Below are 18,262 nucleotides of genomic sequence, written 5' to 3' on the forward strand. Positions count from 1 at the left end.
TCTGTGGTTGCTGACTATACACAACTGCTGCATAACAAAGAGTACCGTATCTCATTTGGAGGCTAATGAGAGACGAACCCAAATCGAACTCTTGGGAACGTGGACAGCGCCGTGAATCACTCGGAGAACCGCTGGGTGCGTGGGAAGCATGACTATCTGCGTCCACGGACTCGGATACATCGGGCTTGCGACGGCATCGTTGTTTGCCAACGATGGCACCGAAGTCATCGGTTTCGATGTCGACGAAGACGTGATCGAGCGGCTTCGCGAGGGGGAGCCAAAGGTCAGCGAACCCGACTTCGAATCGTACGTCCAGAACGCACTAGAAGGGAATCTGACGCTAAGCCGCCAGCCGCGACCGGCCGATGTACACATAATCTGTGTTCCAACACCCTACGACGAGGTGAACGGCGAAGCAGACCTCACCTACGTGAAAGACGCCGGACGGAACGTAGCTACTGTTCTCAGGCCGGGCGACACCGTAATTCTGGAATCGACAGTCCCACCGGGGACGACCACCGGAATCCTAGCCCCGATTCTATCCGACGAGGGTCTCGATGTCGGAGACGACGTGGAGTTGGGGTATACGCCGGAAACGGTGATGCCGGGGAATACACTCGCCGAACTCCGGACCAACGACCGAATCGTCGGCGGTGTCGACGAGGCGTCGCTCAGAGCAATCAAATCCCTCTACAAGCCACTCACCTCCGGGGATATCCACGTCGCCGCAGACCCGACGACCGCCGAGTTCGTGAAACTCGCGCAAAACGCAGAGCGAAATGTCAGTATTGCATACGCTAACACGCTGGCACTACTGGCAGAGAACTACGGCGTCGACGTGCGGTCCGCCATCAGTCTCGCAAACAACCATCCCCGGGTCGACATTCTGAACCCGGGCGCCGGCGTCGGCGGGCACTGTCTCCCCGTAGACCCACATTTCCTGAGCGACGGGACGGGTGCGACGGAGCTACTCGACGTAGCGAGCCAAGTCAACGACCGGATGCCGGAGCACGTCGTCAGAATGCTCGAGGACGCTGTCGGGTCACTGCACGGTAAGACCGTGGCAGTCCTCGGAATCACGTACAAAGGTAATGTCAGCGACACTCGGAACAGTCCCGGCCTAGAGGTCGCGAAACTGCTCGGAGATGTCACAACAGAGGCACGCACGGCCATGGACGGCGGCTGGGGCGAGAGTTCAGTTACCATCCACGACCCGCGAGCGACGGATGCGAGGCTGCAGCTCGTTTCGCTCGATACCGCAGTTGACGATGCCGATGCAGTGATATTCGGGGCGGCACACGACGAGTTCGCGGACCTCGACCCGGAGGCTATCGGTTCGAAAATGTCAGGCCGAACCGTGGTTGATCCGGTCGACGTTATTGACGTGGAGCAATGGGCCGACCATGGGTTCGATGTCCGGACAATCTGAGTCGGATAGTTCTCCGCTGATCAATGCAGCGACGAGCGGGACCAACGCCAACAGCGTAGGAAGTTTATAACAAATCCCGTTGGTCGCACACGGACCGGGTATGGAATCGACTGGGTTCGACCGGTATGGGACGTTTGACTTGCGAAATCGGGGACGACAATGACTGTCAGTACCGCTGGCTTCGTTCTCGGAACGCGTCCTGAGATAATCAAGCTAGCACCGGTAATCCAAGAGTGCCACCGGCGTGGCCTCGACACGCACGTAATCCACACTGGGCAGCACTACTCGGACTCGCTGGATACGGTCTTCTTCCGACAGCTCGGGCTATCACCGCCGGACACGAACCTCGAAGTCGGCTCTGACGACCATGGGGCCCAGACCGGTGCGATGCTCGCTGGTATCGAGGAAGAACTCCACGATGCCGAGCCGGCGGTCGTGTTTGTTCAGGGTGATACAAACTCGACGCTTGCAGGCGCACTGGCGGGGAGTAAGATGGATGTCGACGTGGCTCACGTCGAGGCTGGACTCCGGAGCTTCGATGACGACATGCCCGAGGAGACGAACCGGGTGATCATCGACCATATTTCCGATCACCTCTTCCCACCGACCGAGGAGACAGCGGCACTACTTCGAGACGAAGGGATCTCTGAGGACCGCATCACAGTCACCGGAAACACGGTTGTGGATGCAGTCGAGACCTACGACGACAAAGCCGCGAGCGAGAGCCGGATCCTGAGTGAACTCGGCGTCGCTGAAGGGCAGTTCGATCTCTTGACTGCTCACCGGGCAGAGACAGTTGATGATCAGAACGCATTCGAACGGATTCTCAGCGGCGTTTCGCAGGCGAGCGCTCAGGCGGACCGAGAGGTCATCTACCCGATACACCCCCGGGCGGAGGACCGACTCGAAGAGTTCGGTATCGCGGTCCCCGATCAAATCCGCCCTATCGAGCCGCTGGGGTTCTTCGATTTCCTCCGACTGGAAAGCACAGCGGACGTGGTATTCACCGATTCCGGCGGCGTTCAGGAAGAGACGAGCATCCTCGGGACTCCGTGTGTGACACTGAGGTACGGAACTGAACGGCCCGAAACGGCCTTTGCCGGTGCGAACTGTGTCGCCGGTCGAGACCCAGTTGACATCATCACAGCAGCGATGAAAATGCGGGGAAAGTCCGACGATTGGACGACACCGTTCGGCGATGGGAGAGCTGCCGTTCATATCCTCGATGCGATTCCGGCACTCGCCGTCGAGGAACCAATCAAACCGACCGAGTGACCGAATTTCGACGCGGGTTTTCGAGAGCAGTTCACCCGAACCTCTGTGTGAACAGTGTTTCAGTGGCTTAGAGGCCGTCGAGTACGACCGGAAGTCTGTTTTTGCTCAGTGGCAGTCCATCGACGGAAAATAAGTCTGTCCGACAGGCTCGAAATATGTCGGCCCCCCGTTACAAAGTGAGCGCATACACCAGTAGCAACTGTCTTATTTTATTACTACACCCGCATCAGCCGGTAATGGCATCTGATGCAGATACGGGTATCGAGGTGGATACGCTCCCGGTCGATCTGCTACTGGTCGGATTCCTCGGTCTCTGGCAGACCTCCGCTGTTCAGAGCCATGCCGGACAGCCGTCCGTGCAGGCCGTTCTGGGGCTGGGAGCGGTACTCATCGCGCCGGGGTACGCTCTGGTTTCCCTTCTGTTCCCACGTTGTGCCCCCGAAACGGGACTGTTTGATGACTGCGGGGGACGGATCGCTCCCGGTGAGCGACTCGTTCTCGCGATTGGAGTCAGTATCTGTTTAGTTCCGCTGCTGGGACTTGGGTTGGTCCTGCTGTCGTTCGGTGCGACAACTGGGCTGTTCCAGTTCTCTATCGGAGTCACGACCGTACTTCTCTCGGTTGTTGCAGCGGGCCGACGGCTGCGCGTGCCACCAGCCGAGCGGTTCAGTCCCATGCGGTGGGTAACGACCGCATGGTCCCAAGCGTCTCTGCGGCCACCCGACGGCGTCCCGGTGCTTCACGTTCTGCTCGTACTCGGGCTTCTCCTCTCCGGAACCGGAATCGGTTACGCGGCCATGTCGGCGGAACGAGGCGAACAGTTCACGGAGTTCGCGCTGGTAGCTGAATCCGACAACGGAGAGCTCGTCGCATCGGAGTACCCGTCACAGATTCCACTCGGAAGTTCTGCGACGATACAGGTCACTATCGGCAACCACGAGGGACAGGGCTTGAACTACACGGTAGTCGTTATCGCTCAGCGAATCGACAACGGCACTGTTCTGAGCACTGCACGGATCGATCGGTTCAGGACCCGTGTCACAGCAGGCGAGACGCTCACGCGCCCCCACGAAATGACGCCCCCGTTGGTCGGGGAACATGTTCGAGTGTCATACCTTCTCTATCGCGGTGAAGCACCGGTTGGGTCGAACCCTCGTCCCGAGAGCGCGTACCGACGCACTCACATCTGGATCAATGTCACTCGTGGCTGACGCGAGGGTTCACGCTGGATAAGGACAAGGTTATTCCGGGCCCGCTACCGCGCGGCGTGTGTGGTCTGTCCCACACCGAACACAGCTATATTTATAGCACTTATAACATCGGAAAGCCAGTGGCACAAAGCACACCAAGCGGAGAAGAACTGCTACTCAGGTTTCTAATGAGTTATGAATCGCTACCTTTCGCGAATAGTTCGATTGATGCAGTCACAATTGTTGCATTATCGATCAGGACACCATCCCATGAGCTGTTTTAGACAGAAATTCGAAGGTACTGAAGGCAAAAGATATACTTCTATCCAAAAGTAATACGTTTTCCCCTCCAAAAATTGTAGTTGAGAAAATAAAGTGCGTAGGACATCCTCACCAGTACCATTTCTCTCCCCGAAGACCGAAAAGAACTCATGGACTATGTGTTTCGTATCGGTCCTAAATCAGTCCACCCAAATTGTTCGGTAAAAGTCATGGCGTCTGGGATATAAAATAGGTCGTCGCCGCGACCGCATTGGGCCTGAGCACTTACTACTTCAAGTGTTTCATCGATTGATTCAGTCGACTGTTAGACAGCAGACAAAGGAGATGTAATCGAGAGTGCTGTCCGAGTCAACGACTGCCAGTCATTGCAACTACTGAATAACGCTACTGACCCTCTCAAAGAGGAGGTAAAGAGTGACGAGCCAGCCGGCGAGTTTAAACAGTTGCAGCCAGCGCCACCACTGCTTGTCCGCCAGCGGAGGGAAGAGTTCGCTGGTTACGAGCAAGACCAGAAACATCGCAACGAGGTATATCTGACCGCTAGTGATACCAACGACCCAGAGGGCCACTGACGAGCATATACCAAGGGTGACGAACGAGACGAGAAACCACTGGAATCGACTCTGTGTAGGTACTGGCATCGACATAGATGAGACCCACTCGTTCATCGACATGGATTACGTGCCAGAGTATCGTGGAAGCGGGTCAATAGTAATGACCCTGTATACCTGTCCCTATCGTCGATAATACCCGACTAACGCATATCAATTCGGGTGGCTGCGTGTTATCTGTCCTGTAATCCGGGTGTTTCATCTGTTGTAGCATTTCTTCCCGAACATACCGAATCGAGGTTTCGTATCCGGCCACGAGGCGCTCCCCACTGCATCCAGTAGTGATGTTGTACTTAAATGTAGTAGCCACAAAGTGTAAATTAAGATCGATATGCCGGAGGCAGGAAACACCGATGATGGAACCCCGCTCGTGAGTGTGATTATTCCTACGTACGGGCGAGACGAAGACTTGCCGTCCGCCATTCAGAGCGTGTTCGACCAGCAGTACGAGCGTGTCGAACTTCTCGTCGTCGACGACGGCTCGCCGACGCCTGTAGCGACGACGCTACCGGAGCGGTTGCTGAGCGACGAACGAATGACGGTCATCCGACACGAGAGGAACAAGGGGGCGAACGTTGCCCGTAATACGGGTATCCGGACCGCAAACGGAGATTACATTGCGTTTCTTGACGACGATGACCGGTGGGACGAGACGAAACTCCGAAAGCAGGTCGATACTTTTTCGCGGTCTCCGGCCGAGACAGGAGTCGTCTACACGTGGGTCAAACGGGAGCACCCGTCCGGAACGACGGTTTCGACCCCGACCGCGGCGGGCGACGCGGTCACCGACCTGTTGACGGGATCGAACTTCGGACAGTTCTCTTCGGTGCTGGTCGACACTGATGTGATTGCTGAGGCCGGACTACCTGACGAGCGATTTCCCGCGTGGCAGGACCGTGAGTGGTTCTTCCGCCTCGCCCAGTCCTGCGAGTTCCAGCCAGTCGAGGAGTCGCTTACGTATCGACAAACTGGGCAAGATGACAGCATCACGTCGAAATTTCAACAGAAACGCGATGTGGCCTATCCGCTGTTCGTCGAGAAGCATGGCAGCCTCGCAGCGGAGTACGGTCGATACTACAAGCGAACCTTCCTCGCGTCCATGCGACGCTCACTCGCACGGTCAGCGATACGTGCCGGGCAGTACGGCGAAGCCCGTAAGTACTTTCTACTGGCCTTCTTTGCTAACCCGCTTCACCGCCCTGTCTACCCCCACCTGCTACCTTCGCTTGGCGGGAAATGGACCTACGAATCGATTGCATCCCTGCGCCGGAGGTTCGCTGAGACAGCACCTTTGTAGCGGGAAGCGGTGTGGCATTCAATTGTCGAACGCCTCTCTCAACAGGGCATCATTGACTTTCTGAGTTTATCTCCCGAATGAAGTGGCTTATACGGCGCTGAAACAGTTGAAGAATCACCTGTTGCCCATTGAGACACTGCACAGCGAAAAGCAACGCTCGCCGCCAGTTGACTCGAACCGACACCTTCCGGATAGAATCACCGTGATAGGTCCTGTCACATGATAGTTAACAGGAGAATCTGCGTTGTCACTGAACGAATCCAGTGACTAACAAAGACTATCGGACCGCACTGCGACGGTAATGGATGCGCCGACGCGTTCCGACGATGAGAGTCTCGCCCCGACGAGGGCGGAACAACGTAGCTCGGTTGCGACGGGTAGCGATCGACCGCTACTAGCGTTTTTTATACCGGACCTCTCCGTCGGCGGCGCGGAGCAAGTCGCAATCACAATCGTGAACGGACTGGCGGAGCGCGGATACGATATCGACTTACTCCTGTCACGCGCGAGTGGGGAGCTCCAGTCGGAACTATCTGAACAGGTCTCCGTCGTTGAACTGCCACCGTCCAAGACGCCGGCAGTCGGGGTGGCCGCACATCTTCCGTCTCTCGTTTCATACTTACACAGAGAGAAACCGGCAGCGTTGTTCCCCCATCTCGAACATCCGAGTATCGTCTGTCTCACTATCAACAGGCTCCTCGACACCGATACCACCGTGATCCCGACCCAGCACTCCGCGTTCGGACACGGGGTCGAATCGACGCCGAAGGATCGGGTCGTCGAACGAGTCGTTCCACATCTCTATCCCGCTTCGGATCAAATAATCAGTGTCTCGGAAGGTGTCGCCGACAGCCTCGTTAACCAGACACCGGTCGACAGGGGTGACGTGTCGGTTCTCCATAACCCCGTAGACGTTGAGCGCATCCGTGAGCGAGCCAGCCAGCCAGTTGACCACGACTGGGTGGAAAACAGCGACCGAGACGTGGTCCTGTTTGTCGGCCGACATGCAGGCCAAAAGAACCTAAACGGATGGGTCCGTGCGTTCGAGCAAGTCGTCGACAGGAACCCAGACGTACGCGCGATAATCGCAGGCAAGGGGCAGTGCCGGGAGGACGTAGTGGCAACAGTTGAGCAACGTGGACTCTCGGACGTGGTTTCACTCCCTGGATACGTCGATAACCCGTACCGGTATATGTCCAAGGCCGATACCTTCCTCCTCTCTTCGCGGTACGAGGGGCTGCCGACGGTGCTGATAGAGTGCTTGTCGGTCGGCTGTCCGGTCGTGTCGACGGACTGTCCGAGCGGTCCCCGCGAAATCCTCTCCGACGGGGAGTACGGAACACTGGTGCCAGTTGGTGACGTGGACGGATTGGCCAATGCAGTCTGTGACACGCTTGCTTCCCCACCCGACCCGGAGCGGTTACGGTCCCGCGCCGGCGATTTCTCGCCACAACCCGTGTTTGATGAGTACGAGCGGTTCCTCACCGAATACGTCTTTGCAACCGAGTCAGCCGCGACCGTGCACTAGTTCAGGACTTCACTCGACGGAAGTTCACCGCCGTCAATGATTGCTTCGTGGAGGGTTCTGAGTCGTCGACCGTGTGCTTCCCACGTCCATCCTTTCGACACCAGCCGTGTCTTGCCGTTTGCGCCCATTTGCTCTCGTTTTACAGGGTCATCGATGAGACTGTTCAGGGCGGTAACAAGCGCATCAGGGTCTTTCTCCGGAATCAGGAGGCCCGTCTCTCCATCCTCAACCTGTTCTGGAATACCGGACACGGCAGAGGCGACGACTGCGGTCTCGCTGGCCATTGACTCGTAAATCGTGTTCGGTCGACCCTCAGCGTGGCTCGGCAGCATGAAGATGTCGGCGGCGGCGAACCAACGTCGGAGTCCTAGGGGAGGGACTTCCCAGAGGACCCGATAGTTATCGTGGTTGCTAGCTTTGAGCGCGCCGATAAGCTCCGTACGTAGGTCACCGTAATGGCCAACGAAAACGAACGCTACGTCGTCGCTACGGATATCGTCTAGAGCCTCGCATATCTCGTTGATTCCCTTCCGCTCCGTGTACCCACCGCAGAACATGACGACAGTGGTATCCCGGTCGATACCCAGTTCTTGCCGAATCGCCCGTTCGTTGTCCGTCGGATACCGCGATGGATCCGCCCCGTTTGGAAGTACAGTCGCTTTCGGCGTGTCAGTGATTTCGTTTGCGATGCGGGCGAGTGACTCGCTGACACAGAAAACCCCGTCCGCGTAATCGAGCGTTCGCCTGATCTTTCTCCGACTGATCTGCGAGAGGTCGTAGAAATTGTTCAGAATCTTCCCGCGTCCCATTACCGTCAGCGGTACGTCGTTGCTCCGGCAGTACGACGCTAACCCGTATCCGTCGTAATGAATGTGGCCGGCGTGGCAGATATCCGGGGTCTCGAAGTGCGTCGAGATGTACTCCGGGAGCATGTCCGCGAACGACCGCGACGAGAGCGTGTATTTAAACAGTTGTTGCGGCAATAGGTAGAGAAATCTGGGATAGTGGACTTCGTGGGAGTCGTAGTTGTGTCGACTCGGAATCTCGCCGAACTCTGAGTACGGGCCGGCTGGGGGGGCTCTCGGGCGCGGTGTGACGACGTCTACCTCGGTTTCTGTCCTACTCAGTGCCCTGATGGAACGGAAATTGAACAGCCCCATGTAGGGATTGAACGGGTCAGGATGGTTCATCGCGCTTACGACCGCACGGTACATGAACGATAGCTGGCAGGGTTGCTCATTAAGTATGCATCTGATACTCACCGTCCTGCTTGCTGCCGACATCGCCGAAACTAGCCAGCCGAGGATACCTTTGTACGCGTCTCTGAGAGAGAAGAGAGACGAGACACTGCATAGCTGATGTTCGGATGGTCCGTTCAGGGGGGTTCCAAGTAGAAGATATATAACTATACTATTGACTCCAAATGTCCGTGCCGTGAAGACTAATATACGCGATTGGCTGCGAACTCTGACGGGGGGCCAAGTCGACGGGAGCGAGGAAGGGCTCCGGTATTTTTTAGGCGGAGGTTACAACGGCATTTATTTTTCGCTGACTACGCAGCACCCGCTCGGCACGAACATCTACGAAAAGGAGTGGGACTTGCTTATTGTGTTGGACGCCTGCCGGGTAGACGCTTTGCGGGAAGTCGCGCCCGAGTTCGAGTTCATCAACGGGGTCGATAGCATCTGGTCCTTGGGGAGCTCTTCACACGAGTGGCTGTGTAAGACTTTTACTGAGGAGTATGCCAACGAGATATCCGAGACGGCATACATCTCCACGAACCCACATACACAGCCGACGTTCGAAGAAGGCAAACGGCCGCCCCGAAAGTATATCACGCCGGTTACGTGGGCAGACTGGAGTGTGGTGGACGAAAGCCAGTTCAAGCTCCTGAAACAGCTCTCTCGGCACCATCGGTATGAGGATCACTTCGATACAATTCCGCCGAACGTCGTGACCGATCAGGCGATTTCAGCGGGACGGGACCTCGAATACGAGCGAATGATACTCCATTACTATCAGCCCCATCGTCCGCATGTAGCGTCTGCGTATAGGGACCAGCGGGATATATCCGACGCTGAAGATCATCCGTGGGAAGCTATCCAGCGCGGGGAGATATCTAAACAGGACGCTTGGGAGAACTATTTGGATAATCTGCGACTGGTTCTCGGTTCGATCCGTCGGCTGCTCGAGAACATCGACGCGGAGCGGGTCGCCATCACTGCCGATCACGGCGAGCTATTCGGAGAGATGAAACAGTACGGACATCCCGAGGGAATACCACATCCCAATCTCAAGAAAGTCCCGTGGGCCGTTACGTCTGCCACAGATCGAGAAACGAGTACGCCACGTGTAGCCGTCACAGAACAGGAGAAGCCTTCGAAGGCGGATGTAGAGGACCGACTGGAGCATCTCGGTTACATATAGTGTTCTCATCGCCTCCGACTGTAGTGGCACCTACTGCAAGCCACTCTCAGTGGCTAGTCGGCAGTAGAGAAGATGAACTGGTACGTATATTGCTTTCAAGAAGCTACATCGAACAATCAAATACCTATATAAAGTAACAATTTATAATACCGTACTCGGGTCGAATTCGGTAGAGTATGTTAAGACCGAATTACTTTTCGAAGGAAGCTGCTACTGGGGCGAGAAGAAAGGTTGCAACGCACGAGACAGAGTCACGGAAAGGCGGGGAAACTGGGACTATAACGGTAATTAGGAAGCAGTTTACCGTGTGTAAACAAATAACGGCAGACACGGTTTCGGCTGCTATCCTCGAAGAGAACGCACCCACCGTCGCCGGAACGTGGGCCGCTCGGAAGACTGGGATGGACACGTTCGACGAGTCGCGTCAGGGAGGTTTCCAATGACCAGACCAGACTACGTGCCCGACAGTGCTGAGGACATTACCAGTCACGGAATTGGTAGCGACCACAATCCCAGCGATCCGGACCTCTCGTCTGCACGGGAGGTTTTAAACGCGATTCACAGCGCAATGGAGGCTGCTGGGCCCAACGGGTCGATATTCGTTCCGGCAGGAACCTACTACTTCGGCAGTGAGGACGTCTACAGCCTCATCGAACTGGGTGGCAGCCAACCGCGTGGTATCTCAGTGTACGGTGAGGGGCCCGATACGTCCACACTTGCAGTGACCGAACACATGGACCCTGCGGTCATCTCGAACCAGACGGCGTTCATCTACGATGGGGACGCAGACCACGGGGACGTCGAAGTCCGCGGGTTTACACTGGATGTAAATGCCCCGAATCTGGGCAATTTGAATCAGCACAGTGGCGGAGCAGACGGGTTCTCGCTTGCCGGTGATCCCCTGTCGTTCTCGCTGTACAATGTTCGGATTACGGACACTTATACACGAGGTATTAGATGTCGGCAGTTCCTCTCATCGGCGAGATACTGTACCCTCGAGCAAATCGGGATCGAATATCACAAGGACAGCGGTTCGAACACTCATCCGTTTGACTCGCTACAGACGCCGAAAGGCAACACCACCGTCATCGAAAACTGTAAAATAAAGAACTGTCCGGGAAGCGCAATAAATATCCGCTACAACGACGGAACGTATCGGATCAGAAATGTGTACGCCGCTGGCACGGGTAGTCAGTTCCTCAAACTCTCTGCAGGGGAGACGGTTGAGCTGCGCCGCATCAACCACACAGCGTACACGTCGGAACTGGAATCACTGCTCCCGGATGAACCGAACGACGGGTTCCTCGGACGCCACTTCATCCAGAGTCTGGGTGATCGCGGAGACGCCAACGTGACTCTGGATATGGAGCAGATATCGACGAAGAACCACACGTCCTACGCGTTCCAAGTTCGTGATACGGTGGGTGGTCCATCGGATCTCACCTGGGTCGGCGACAGGATCGCATTCGCCGGCTCGAATATGTACACCGACGACGAGGTCATCCGCGATCGACAGGGTGTGGCGTTCCGGAACGTTGACGTGGGCGAAATGTCGGTTCACGACAGCGATGCGAAGGTGTTCGAAACTGAGGACTCGGATGGGTCTATTGCCACGCTTTCGACGGGCAATGTCGATGACCTCGGAAACACGGGAGGTATCGATATCGGCAGCCATCTGTCGGGCGGAAGTCCATTGAACGTAGACGTTCCAGCCGAGGACGAGGTAGGAGCACAGGGTCAGCGCAGCACCGAAGAAGAGACGACCCAGACCGAAACCGAGGAAGAGTCACAGAGCAGTCTTCCAGACTGGACAGCCCGGTGGGATGGCGACCCATCAGAGTGGTCGGTCGTTTCTGGCGATTCGAACACCGGCAACGCGTACGTCGAATTCAGTGCCAGTTCGGCTGACTCACACGCACTGTCTTGGGACGCCGTCAGCGAGCACACTGACACTGAGGTTCTCGGGCTGGTTCGCGTCGGGTCGGAAAACAGCGGCAATGATGGTTGGGGCCGCCTAATCGGACGTGGAGGCGTCGACACCAACGGAAACATGCTCGGCTATTCGGCGTGGTTCGTTCGACACGATGGCGACATCAAGCTCCGAGTCGAGAAGGATGTCGGCGGGTCACAGACCACACTCGCCGAAACCGCGGCCACTGCCAACCCCCTTGACGAATGGAGCTATCTCCGGCTTCGCATCGAGGGCTCGTCCGTGAAAGCCAAGAACTGGAGCTATGGAACCACAGAGCCGGACTCGTGGGATATCGAGGTAACCGATAGGGATGTCACTGACCCTGGATGGACCGGGATCGGGTCTTGGTCGGGCGATGTACAACTGTTTGACTTCTTCAGCGTCGGTACAAACGGTGAACCGGCGAGGCTCGATAACGCCAGACCGGAGATAACGTGGCGACAACCGCTCTCTGAGGAGACAGTCGACGGCACAGTCACCCTGAAAATCGCTGCGACCGACGCCGAAGACGCTGCCGGCTCCCTCGATGTGGAGTACCGCGTTGACGGGAACGCTTGGTCGACTGCGTCGTACAACTCTAACACGGGGCACTACGAGGACTCTTGGGACACCGCTGCGCTGTCGGATGGTACTCATACGCTTGACGCCAGAGTGACCGACTCAGTCGGGAATACTGATTCGAGCAGCATTACAGTCACCACTGATAACGGTGGGGCCGGCCCTGCTGTCGACAGTCTCTCGGTTTCGGAGGTCGAGACCGACACCGCGGATGCAGGATTCGCAATCGACTGGGGTGTCAGCGACCCGGACGGAGACCTCTCGACCGTCGACGTCGGCCTGTATGACGAAACCGACAACGAGCAGGAAGACGTCAACAGTGTCGATATCTCCGGTAATTCGGCAACCGGTACAACCGAACTGACGGCGAGCGGAGACAGTGGCTCCGGAAACGAGTACACCATCGTACTGACTGCGACGGACACCAAGGGGAACGGTACGTCCGCTACCGAGGAGGCGTCCGCGTCGGGAGACAACTCGAAACCACAGATCGGTCGGTTCAGCGTTTCGGAGTCACAACAAGGCGACGGCAGAGCTGACATCACCGTCGTGTGGGACGTGTATAGCAACGATAGCGACCTTCAGTCGGTTACGATCGATGTCGCCGACTCGAATGCCACAGTCGAGGGTGTTCAGTGGAACGTCAGCGGGAATACGGCCTCGGACATCGATATGTTCAACATCGACCAAGTGAGCGTGACCAACTACGACATCGCGCTTACCGTGGTCAATAGTAACGGAGAATCAGTTTCCGCAACCAAGTCCGTGACCGTCTGAAAGCGACTTCCTGTCTGTCGATTTCGGCATCAGCAAGTGACCACGGTTCGAGCGGACCTCGCTTTTCGGTCTTGTATTTGCGAGGTGGAATAGAGCGACCAGACGGATCGATAGCGACGGTGACGCAGACGGTGATCGGGTTAGGAGCGTCCTAACAATGATATGGACTATTCTACGGATATAGTACGAATGATGGGGGCGCTCTCTACGGTTACCAGACCGGTCTGTACAAATAATAGGTGGTTGAGCGGTGTCTTTGGGTGAGAATTTATGAACGAAAACTCCGAACACGCTGGGTTCGTTCACTCGCGATCCTCCGGAGCCATCGCAGTCATCGGCGTCTTGCTACTCGTGGTATCGACGGCAATCGTGCTGACGACACCACCGGCCACCGAGTACGAGATATCCCTCTATGAATCGTACCCTGCTCCGTTCTGGGGCTGTGTCATCGGGTCGCTGTTCGCCGGTTCGCTGCTGATATTCGGGAGCATCGGGAACCCGGACGAACGGTCGTGGGTCTTCGGCACCTTGCTGATGTTGGCGACCGATGCGTTGTTGCTACTGATGCCTCTCATACGGGGCTACGTCATGTACGGTGACGCCGACCCCCTGACACACCTAGGGTACGTACAGGACATCGTCAACACCGGAACCACCGGGGCGAACATCTATCCGCTCGCCCATCTGCTCGTGTTCGCCACCGCCGACGCGACCGGACTGGAGGCTATGACACTGGCGATGCTGACACCGGTGTTTTTTTCCGCAGTGTATTTCGGTGGGATGATTTACCTTCTGTTTCAGGTGACGGATTCCCGACAGGGGTTCCTCTTGGGCCTCCCCTTCGTTTTGCTCCCGATACTCGGATACAGCCATCTGCTGTTTCGCCCATTCGACTTCAGCATCCTGCTCATACCGGTCGTCCTGTATCTGTTTTTCAAGAGCCAGCGACATCCAACTCCTGCAATCAGAGCGATGCTTGTACTCACGCTCTTGAGCCTCCTCCTGTATCACCCGCTGACCGCCGTGTTCGTCACGGGAATATTCCTGCTGTACTACGTCGTGCAGTACGTACCACAAATAAAGACAATATATCGGAGTCCAACGAGCAGTTTCGGGCTATCGCTTGCAATAATCGTGAGTTGGTACTCCAACTTCCCCGGGGTCATATTGCGGTTCGACACCATCTATCGGGTCCTGTTCGGAACCGGAAACAGCGATGCACCCGTCCAAGCGTACGCCCAGACCGCAACTGAAGCGACGCCTGCCCTGATCGACATTGTTTGGTTCATTACGTTCCGGTTCGGGACCGAGTTGGTACTGTTTTTCCTCGGAGGGGGACTGTTCGGGGTCGCGCTCCTTCTTAGCGTCAGGAAACGGTACGGACTGAATACGCGGACGACCGTGATGGGTGCGGTCATGGGTGTGTTCGGAATTGTTGGGCTTTTGTTCCTCCTTCTCGACTTGATCGTCACACAGGAACGACCTTGGCAAGTGGCCAAGATCGGTGCGGTGCTCCTGCTTGGCCCCTTATTTCGCATCTTCTGGAGTCGGCACAAGCAGCGTAGTCAATCGATTGCCCGCGGTGCGAAGTCGGCCGTCACCGTCACAATACTGGTACTCGTCGTGCTGTCTACGCTCACCCTGTACCCGTCACCTCTGTCGGGGATGACCAACGACCAAGTCACGGCGATGGAGGTCGAGGGGAGCCAGTGGCTGACCGAACGCGAGACCGGGGATAGGGAACTCTATCACTTTGATATAGAGTACCGGCGATTCCACCACGCAGAGCACGGCGTCAGCGGGGAGTTGCCGTTCTGGGAACAGTTCCTCCCGCCACATTTCAATTACACTACCAACCGATACTTCGGTCAGAACTACGACACCGAGAAGTACGTAATGATCAATAGAAAAGGGCGCATCTTCTACCAGAAGACGTACCCGGATTACCCGGAAAGATGGAAGTACACCTCGCAGGACTTCCAACGGTTTAACCGGGACAGAACCGTTGACCGCTCCTACGACAACGGCGATATCAGGATTTACTTGGCCAACGGAACCAGAGCGCAAGGAGCGTAACTGTAGTAGTAAGCGAAAGCCGCCGCAAACGGATCATATCACGTCGTACAGTCAGTGAGTCCACGCTCACTCGTTACTGTAGAGCGTTTGACCCGGGCTGTGCGTCGGCGGTCGGCCCGCGTGCATAACCTAGTTGGTAATCAACTGTAGAGCAGTGGACTCGTAATCAGCCAATTGACGAAGGGCCACTGTTATTTGCTGTCGAGGCCCACAGTTGTGTTCTCATTCGGGACGAGCGAGCCCACACCGACCTCTTCGATGGTGGGTACCGTTGGATGGATCCGGTCTTGCCCCGGTTTGCTCACATTGATCGAGACCCCTCCTGCGTTCCCGAGTCCGCCGGTGTTGGTGTAACTGAACGTCTCTATGGTTCCCTGAGAATTCTCCAACATGAACACTTTGGCAGCCGAATTGTGTATTGACAGTCGGGAAATATCGATAGTCGAGAATCGCCCGGTGCCGTGGTCTCGAATGACCGCATCATCCCGAGCACGGTTGGTGTTGTAGATCTCGATTACATCCCCTTTCCAGATTACGTTCATTGGTCCGTCCCCGATCACACTCTGTGCTTGGAACGCGTAGTCGGCCATATCTCTGGAAAGTACGTTTTCCATAATCACGGTGGTCGGGGTTGTTCCTCGGTTCCCGAGGTTGTTGATGAAAAACCGGCCATGGAAGTTGGGACCGATGTCTCGTTTGTCGACCTTCCGTTCAAGCGAAGGAGTGTTCGCTCTGTGGTAGATATTCTTCAGTTCTATGATTTTCCCGGCGGACATTTTGCACAATCCGGATCCTGTACCACTGACATAGCAGTTGTGCAGTTTCGTGACCCCGTCGCCGAACCGGATATTGAGCGCGTTCCCGGCACAGTCAAGGAAGCAACTGTTCTCGACGAGTAATTCGTCGCCCGCTTGCGGTCGGACCGAGATGTGATGAGAAGTCGATCGCCCATTGGTTTCGTTGTGTCGCCCGATACCGTTGTCTTGGAACGTGCAGTTTTTGACCGACCTGAGGACGGCGCGGCCGCGAACGCCCGCCAAATGCCATCCTCGTATCCATGCTCGTTTGAGATGGAAGTTCCCGGTCTTCGACATCTGCAGCCCCCAAGAACCACCGCCGTTCTCGGCGAGCCCAGCGACGTTTTCGTAGTTACCGTCCAGTTTGATGTCTCTGATCTCGACAGACCCGTGGTCGTACCCGTCGTACCAGATGAACCCGCTCTGATTCGGCCGGTTTTCGGCAGAAGCGTGTCTGGTAATCGCCAGCGTGGATTTGTTGGCTCCCTCACCGACAATAGAGATACCCGGTGGTCCGGTCTTCCCAAACGCCACGTACGGACTAAAGCCTGTATCGTCGCTACCAAAGTAGTACTCGCCCTCTGGAACGTATATTGTTCCCCCCTTGCCCGCGGCCTCCGCAGCCTTGATGATGGCGTCGAGGTTCCGCCTCGCCGCAGCCAAACTATGGTCGTTCGGGTTCGGCTTCGAGCCGTAGTCGCTGATGCTCTCAGCGTTACGCGGCATGTCTGGCTCTTCGGTTGATTCTGTGGGCGTCGCGGTTGCCCGGACTGACACTCCTGCCGAGCCGGTAGTCCCGTTGGGAGGGTTGCTATCACCCGTGTCGATACCCGGGAGCCACCCGTAGAGGACGCCCGAAACAACGGTCACGATACTGCCGACGAGAGCGATAAGTTTCCGACGGCTGAGCACCCCAGAGCCAGCGGTCATGACAGCGATGTACAGGTCGTGCTGTCCCGTGTGTTAGATCGGATAACGTGGTACCGTCGACGGATGGAGGGAATCATGTCTATCGTCTCAAACTGAGATGCTCGGAACATTAGTATAGGCTTCTTACAGAGAACCTCGAACAGAGTTCCCGGATTCGTCCCGTCGTACCCTTCCTCAGGCGGGAAAACCGATTGCTCAATATCTGTCATCCCGATTTCAAGGACGTACCGTTCCACCAGCTCAGATCTCAGGTATAGGTTAGGCCAGAACAGTTCGCATTTACCGTGCACATCAACTGTAATTGGCTTTGAATATCGGTTCCAGATACAATTCAGTCTCCCGCTCCTCTCGAACGTTTCCCCTCAGTTTCAACGACACTCGTGAACCCCGACTTCCCAACGAGGAGTTAATCTATCTTAGTCCTGACTGCCAGTCCGAACCAGATACCAGTACCCGCTACACGTACTCGCTGAAATCCGTCATATGGGTGTTGGTCTCTTTCCCGGAAATACTCGCACCCAGACTTCCGACACCGGCGGCCGCGGTTACCACTGCCAGTCCGAACTGGAAGAAACTCCGCCTGTTAAGATGTGCTTTACCCCGTTCGTTTGAAGTTAGAGTATCTGAACGGCTAGATTTGTTGTGATCGCTGTCAGCCGGCCTGTGCTTATCGAGCATACATGTATTTGCAGTAGGTATATGCTAATTAGCCGTTCTTACACTGTATCAGCGGATTAGATGGTGGTCGATTACTTATATGAATATAATAGTCACCAGATAATCTCTTCTGGATGCAGGCTTGCTACGTAAGACAATCAAATATGATATAGTAAGCATTCAATAGCCGACACAAATAGGGAACTCAGGGTATCCAGACCAAGCTGAGACGGGTTAGATTGCGAACCATCTTGATGGTCAGAAAAATCACACACGGGGGCCACACATCGGCATCAAATACAGATGGGGGTCAAGAGATCGCATAACCTGCTCGACTGTAGACCGCCACGGGAGTATCAGACGCATACTAATATTCTTCTCATGGATACGGTGCAATGGTCCAATGAATAGCGACAGGCCAACAGACACAGTGTCACCGTCGTACGAGAATTATTT

General features: G+C 56.0%; 12 protein-coding genes. 9 read left to right on the plus strand and 3 right to left on the minus strand.

Features of this window, described 5'->3' with window-relative positions:
- Positions 1 to 148 precede the first annotated feature (148 nt).
- From Har1129_RS18305 to Har1129_RS18315, 3 genes are all read left to right on the plus strand, one after another.
- Positions 149 to 1,429, plus strand: a complete 1,281-nt coding sequence (locus tag Har1129_RS18305) for a nucleotide sugar dehydrogenase (RefSeq protein WP_151102269.1) — start codon at positions 149 to 151, stop codon at positions 1,427 to 1,429.
- A gap of 159 nt (positions 1,430 to 1,588) precedes the next feature.
- Entirely contained in the window at positions 1,589 to 2,704 is a 1,116-nt protein-coding gene (gene wecB / locus Har1129_RS18310; protein WP_151102270.1) for a non-hydrolyzing UDP-N-acetylglucosamine 2-epimerase, read from the plus strand.
- A gap of 236 nt (positions 2,705 to 2,940) precedes the next feature.
- Positions 2,941 to 3,915 carry a DUF1616 domain-containing protein gene (locus tag Har1129_RS18315; protein ID WP_151102271.1) on the plus strand — a complete coding sequence of 325 codons (975 nt, stop codon included), beginning with the start codon at positions 2,941 to 2,943 and terminating at the stop codon, positions 3,913 to 3,915.
- Between the two features lie 632 nt (positions 3,916 to 4,547).
- Here Har1129_RS18315 and Har1129_RS18320 read toward each other — a convergent pair.
- On the minus strand, positions 4,548 to 4,850 hold the full coding sequence (locus tag Har1129_RS18320) for a hypothetical protein (RefSeq protein WP_151102272.1): 303 nt from the start codon (positions 4,848 to 4,850) through the stop codon (positions 4,548 to 4,550).
- 268 nt (positions 4,851 to 5,118) lie between these two features.
- On the opposite strand from Har1129_RS18320, the gene Har1129_RS18325 reads away from it, so the two are divergent.
- Together Har1129_RS18325 and Har1129_RS18330 are read left to right on the plus strand one after the other, a co-directional pair.
- On the plus strand, positions 5,119 to 6,084 hold the full coding sequence (locus Har1129_RS18325) for a glycosyltransferase family A protein (protein WP_151102273.1): 966 nt from the start codon (positions 5,119 to 5,121) through the stop codon (positions 6,082 to 6,084).
- Positions 6,085 to 6,385: 301 nt separating this feature from the next.
- Positions 6,386 to 7,612, plus strand: a complete 1,227-nt coding sequence (locus Har1129_RS18330) for a glycosyltransferase (protein WP_151102274.1) — start codon at positions 6,386 to 6,388, stop codon at positions 7,610 to 7,612.
- On the opposite strand, the gene Har1129_RS18335 is transcribed toward Har1129_RS18330, so the two are convergent.
- Positions 7,609 to 8,826, minus strand: coding sequence for a glycosyltransferase family 4 protein (locus Har1129_RS18335; RefSeq protein WP_151102275.1), 1,218 nt, complete (start codon positions 8,824 to 8,826; stop codon positions 7,609 to 7,611). The genes Har1129_RS18330 and Har1129_RS18335 overlap by 4 nt on opposite strands.
- A 220-nt stretch (positions 8,827 to 9,046) precedes the next feature.
- Here Har1129_RS18335 and Har1129_RS18340 point away from each other — a divergent pair, with 220 nt between their 5' ends.
- The 4 genes from Har1129_RS18340 (at position 9,047) to Har1129_RS18350 (ending at position 15,422) form a co-directional block, all read left to right on the plus strand.
- Positions 9,047 to 10,039, plus strand: coding sequence for a hypothetical protein (locus Har1129_RS18340; protein WP_151102276.1), 993 nt, complete (start codon positions 9,047 to 9,049; stop codon positions 10,037 to 10,039).
- A gap of 305 nt (positions 10,040 to 10,344) precedes the next feature.
- Positions 10,345 to 10,482: a hypothetical protein gene (locus Har1129_RS20775; RefSeq protein ID WP_191906206.1), complete on the plus strand. Its 138-nt coding sequence runs from the start codon at positions 10,345 to 10,347 to the stop codon at positions 10,480 to 10,482.
- A complete protein-coding gene (locus Har1129_RS18345) occupies positions 10,479 to 13,346 on the plus strand; it encodes an Ig-like domain-containing protein (protein ID WP_151102277.1) in 2,868 nt (955 codons plus the stop codon). The genes Har1129_RS20775 and Har1129_RS18345 overlap by 4 nt, the downstream gene beginning before the upstream one ends.
- A gap of 270 nt (positions 13,347 to 13,616) precedes the next feature.
- The gene (locus Har1129_RS18350; protein ID WP_151102278.1) at positions 13,617 to 15,422 is read left to right on the plus strand and encodes a hypothetical protein; all 1,806 of its coding nucleotides are present in this window, start codon (positions 13,617 to 13,619) and stop codon (positions 15,420 to 15,422) included.
- A gap of 191 nt (positions 15,423 to 15,613) precedes the next feature.
- Here the strand turns inward: Har1129_RS18350 and Har1129_RS18355 are convergent, their stop codons facing one another.
- Positions 15,614 to 17,149, minus strand: a complete 1,536-nt coding sequence (locus Har1129_RS18355; protein WP_151102279.1) for a chitin-binding protein — start codon at positions 17,147 to 17,149, stop codon at positions 15,614 to 15,616.
- Positions 17,150 to 18,262: the final 1,113 nt, after the last annotated feature.

The organism is Haloarcula sp. CBA1129 (assembly GCF_008729015.1).
In the GTDB taxonomy this organism is placed as follows: Archaea; Halobacteriota; Halobacteria; order Halobacteriales; family Haloarculaceae; genus Haloarcula.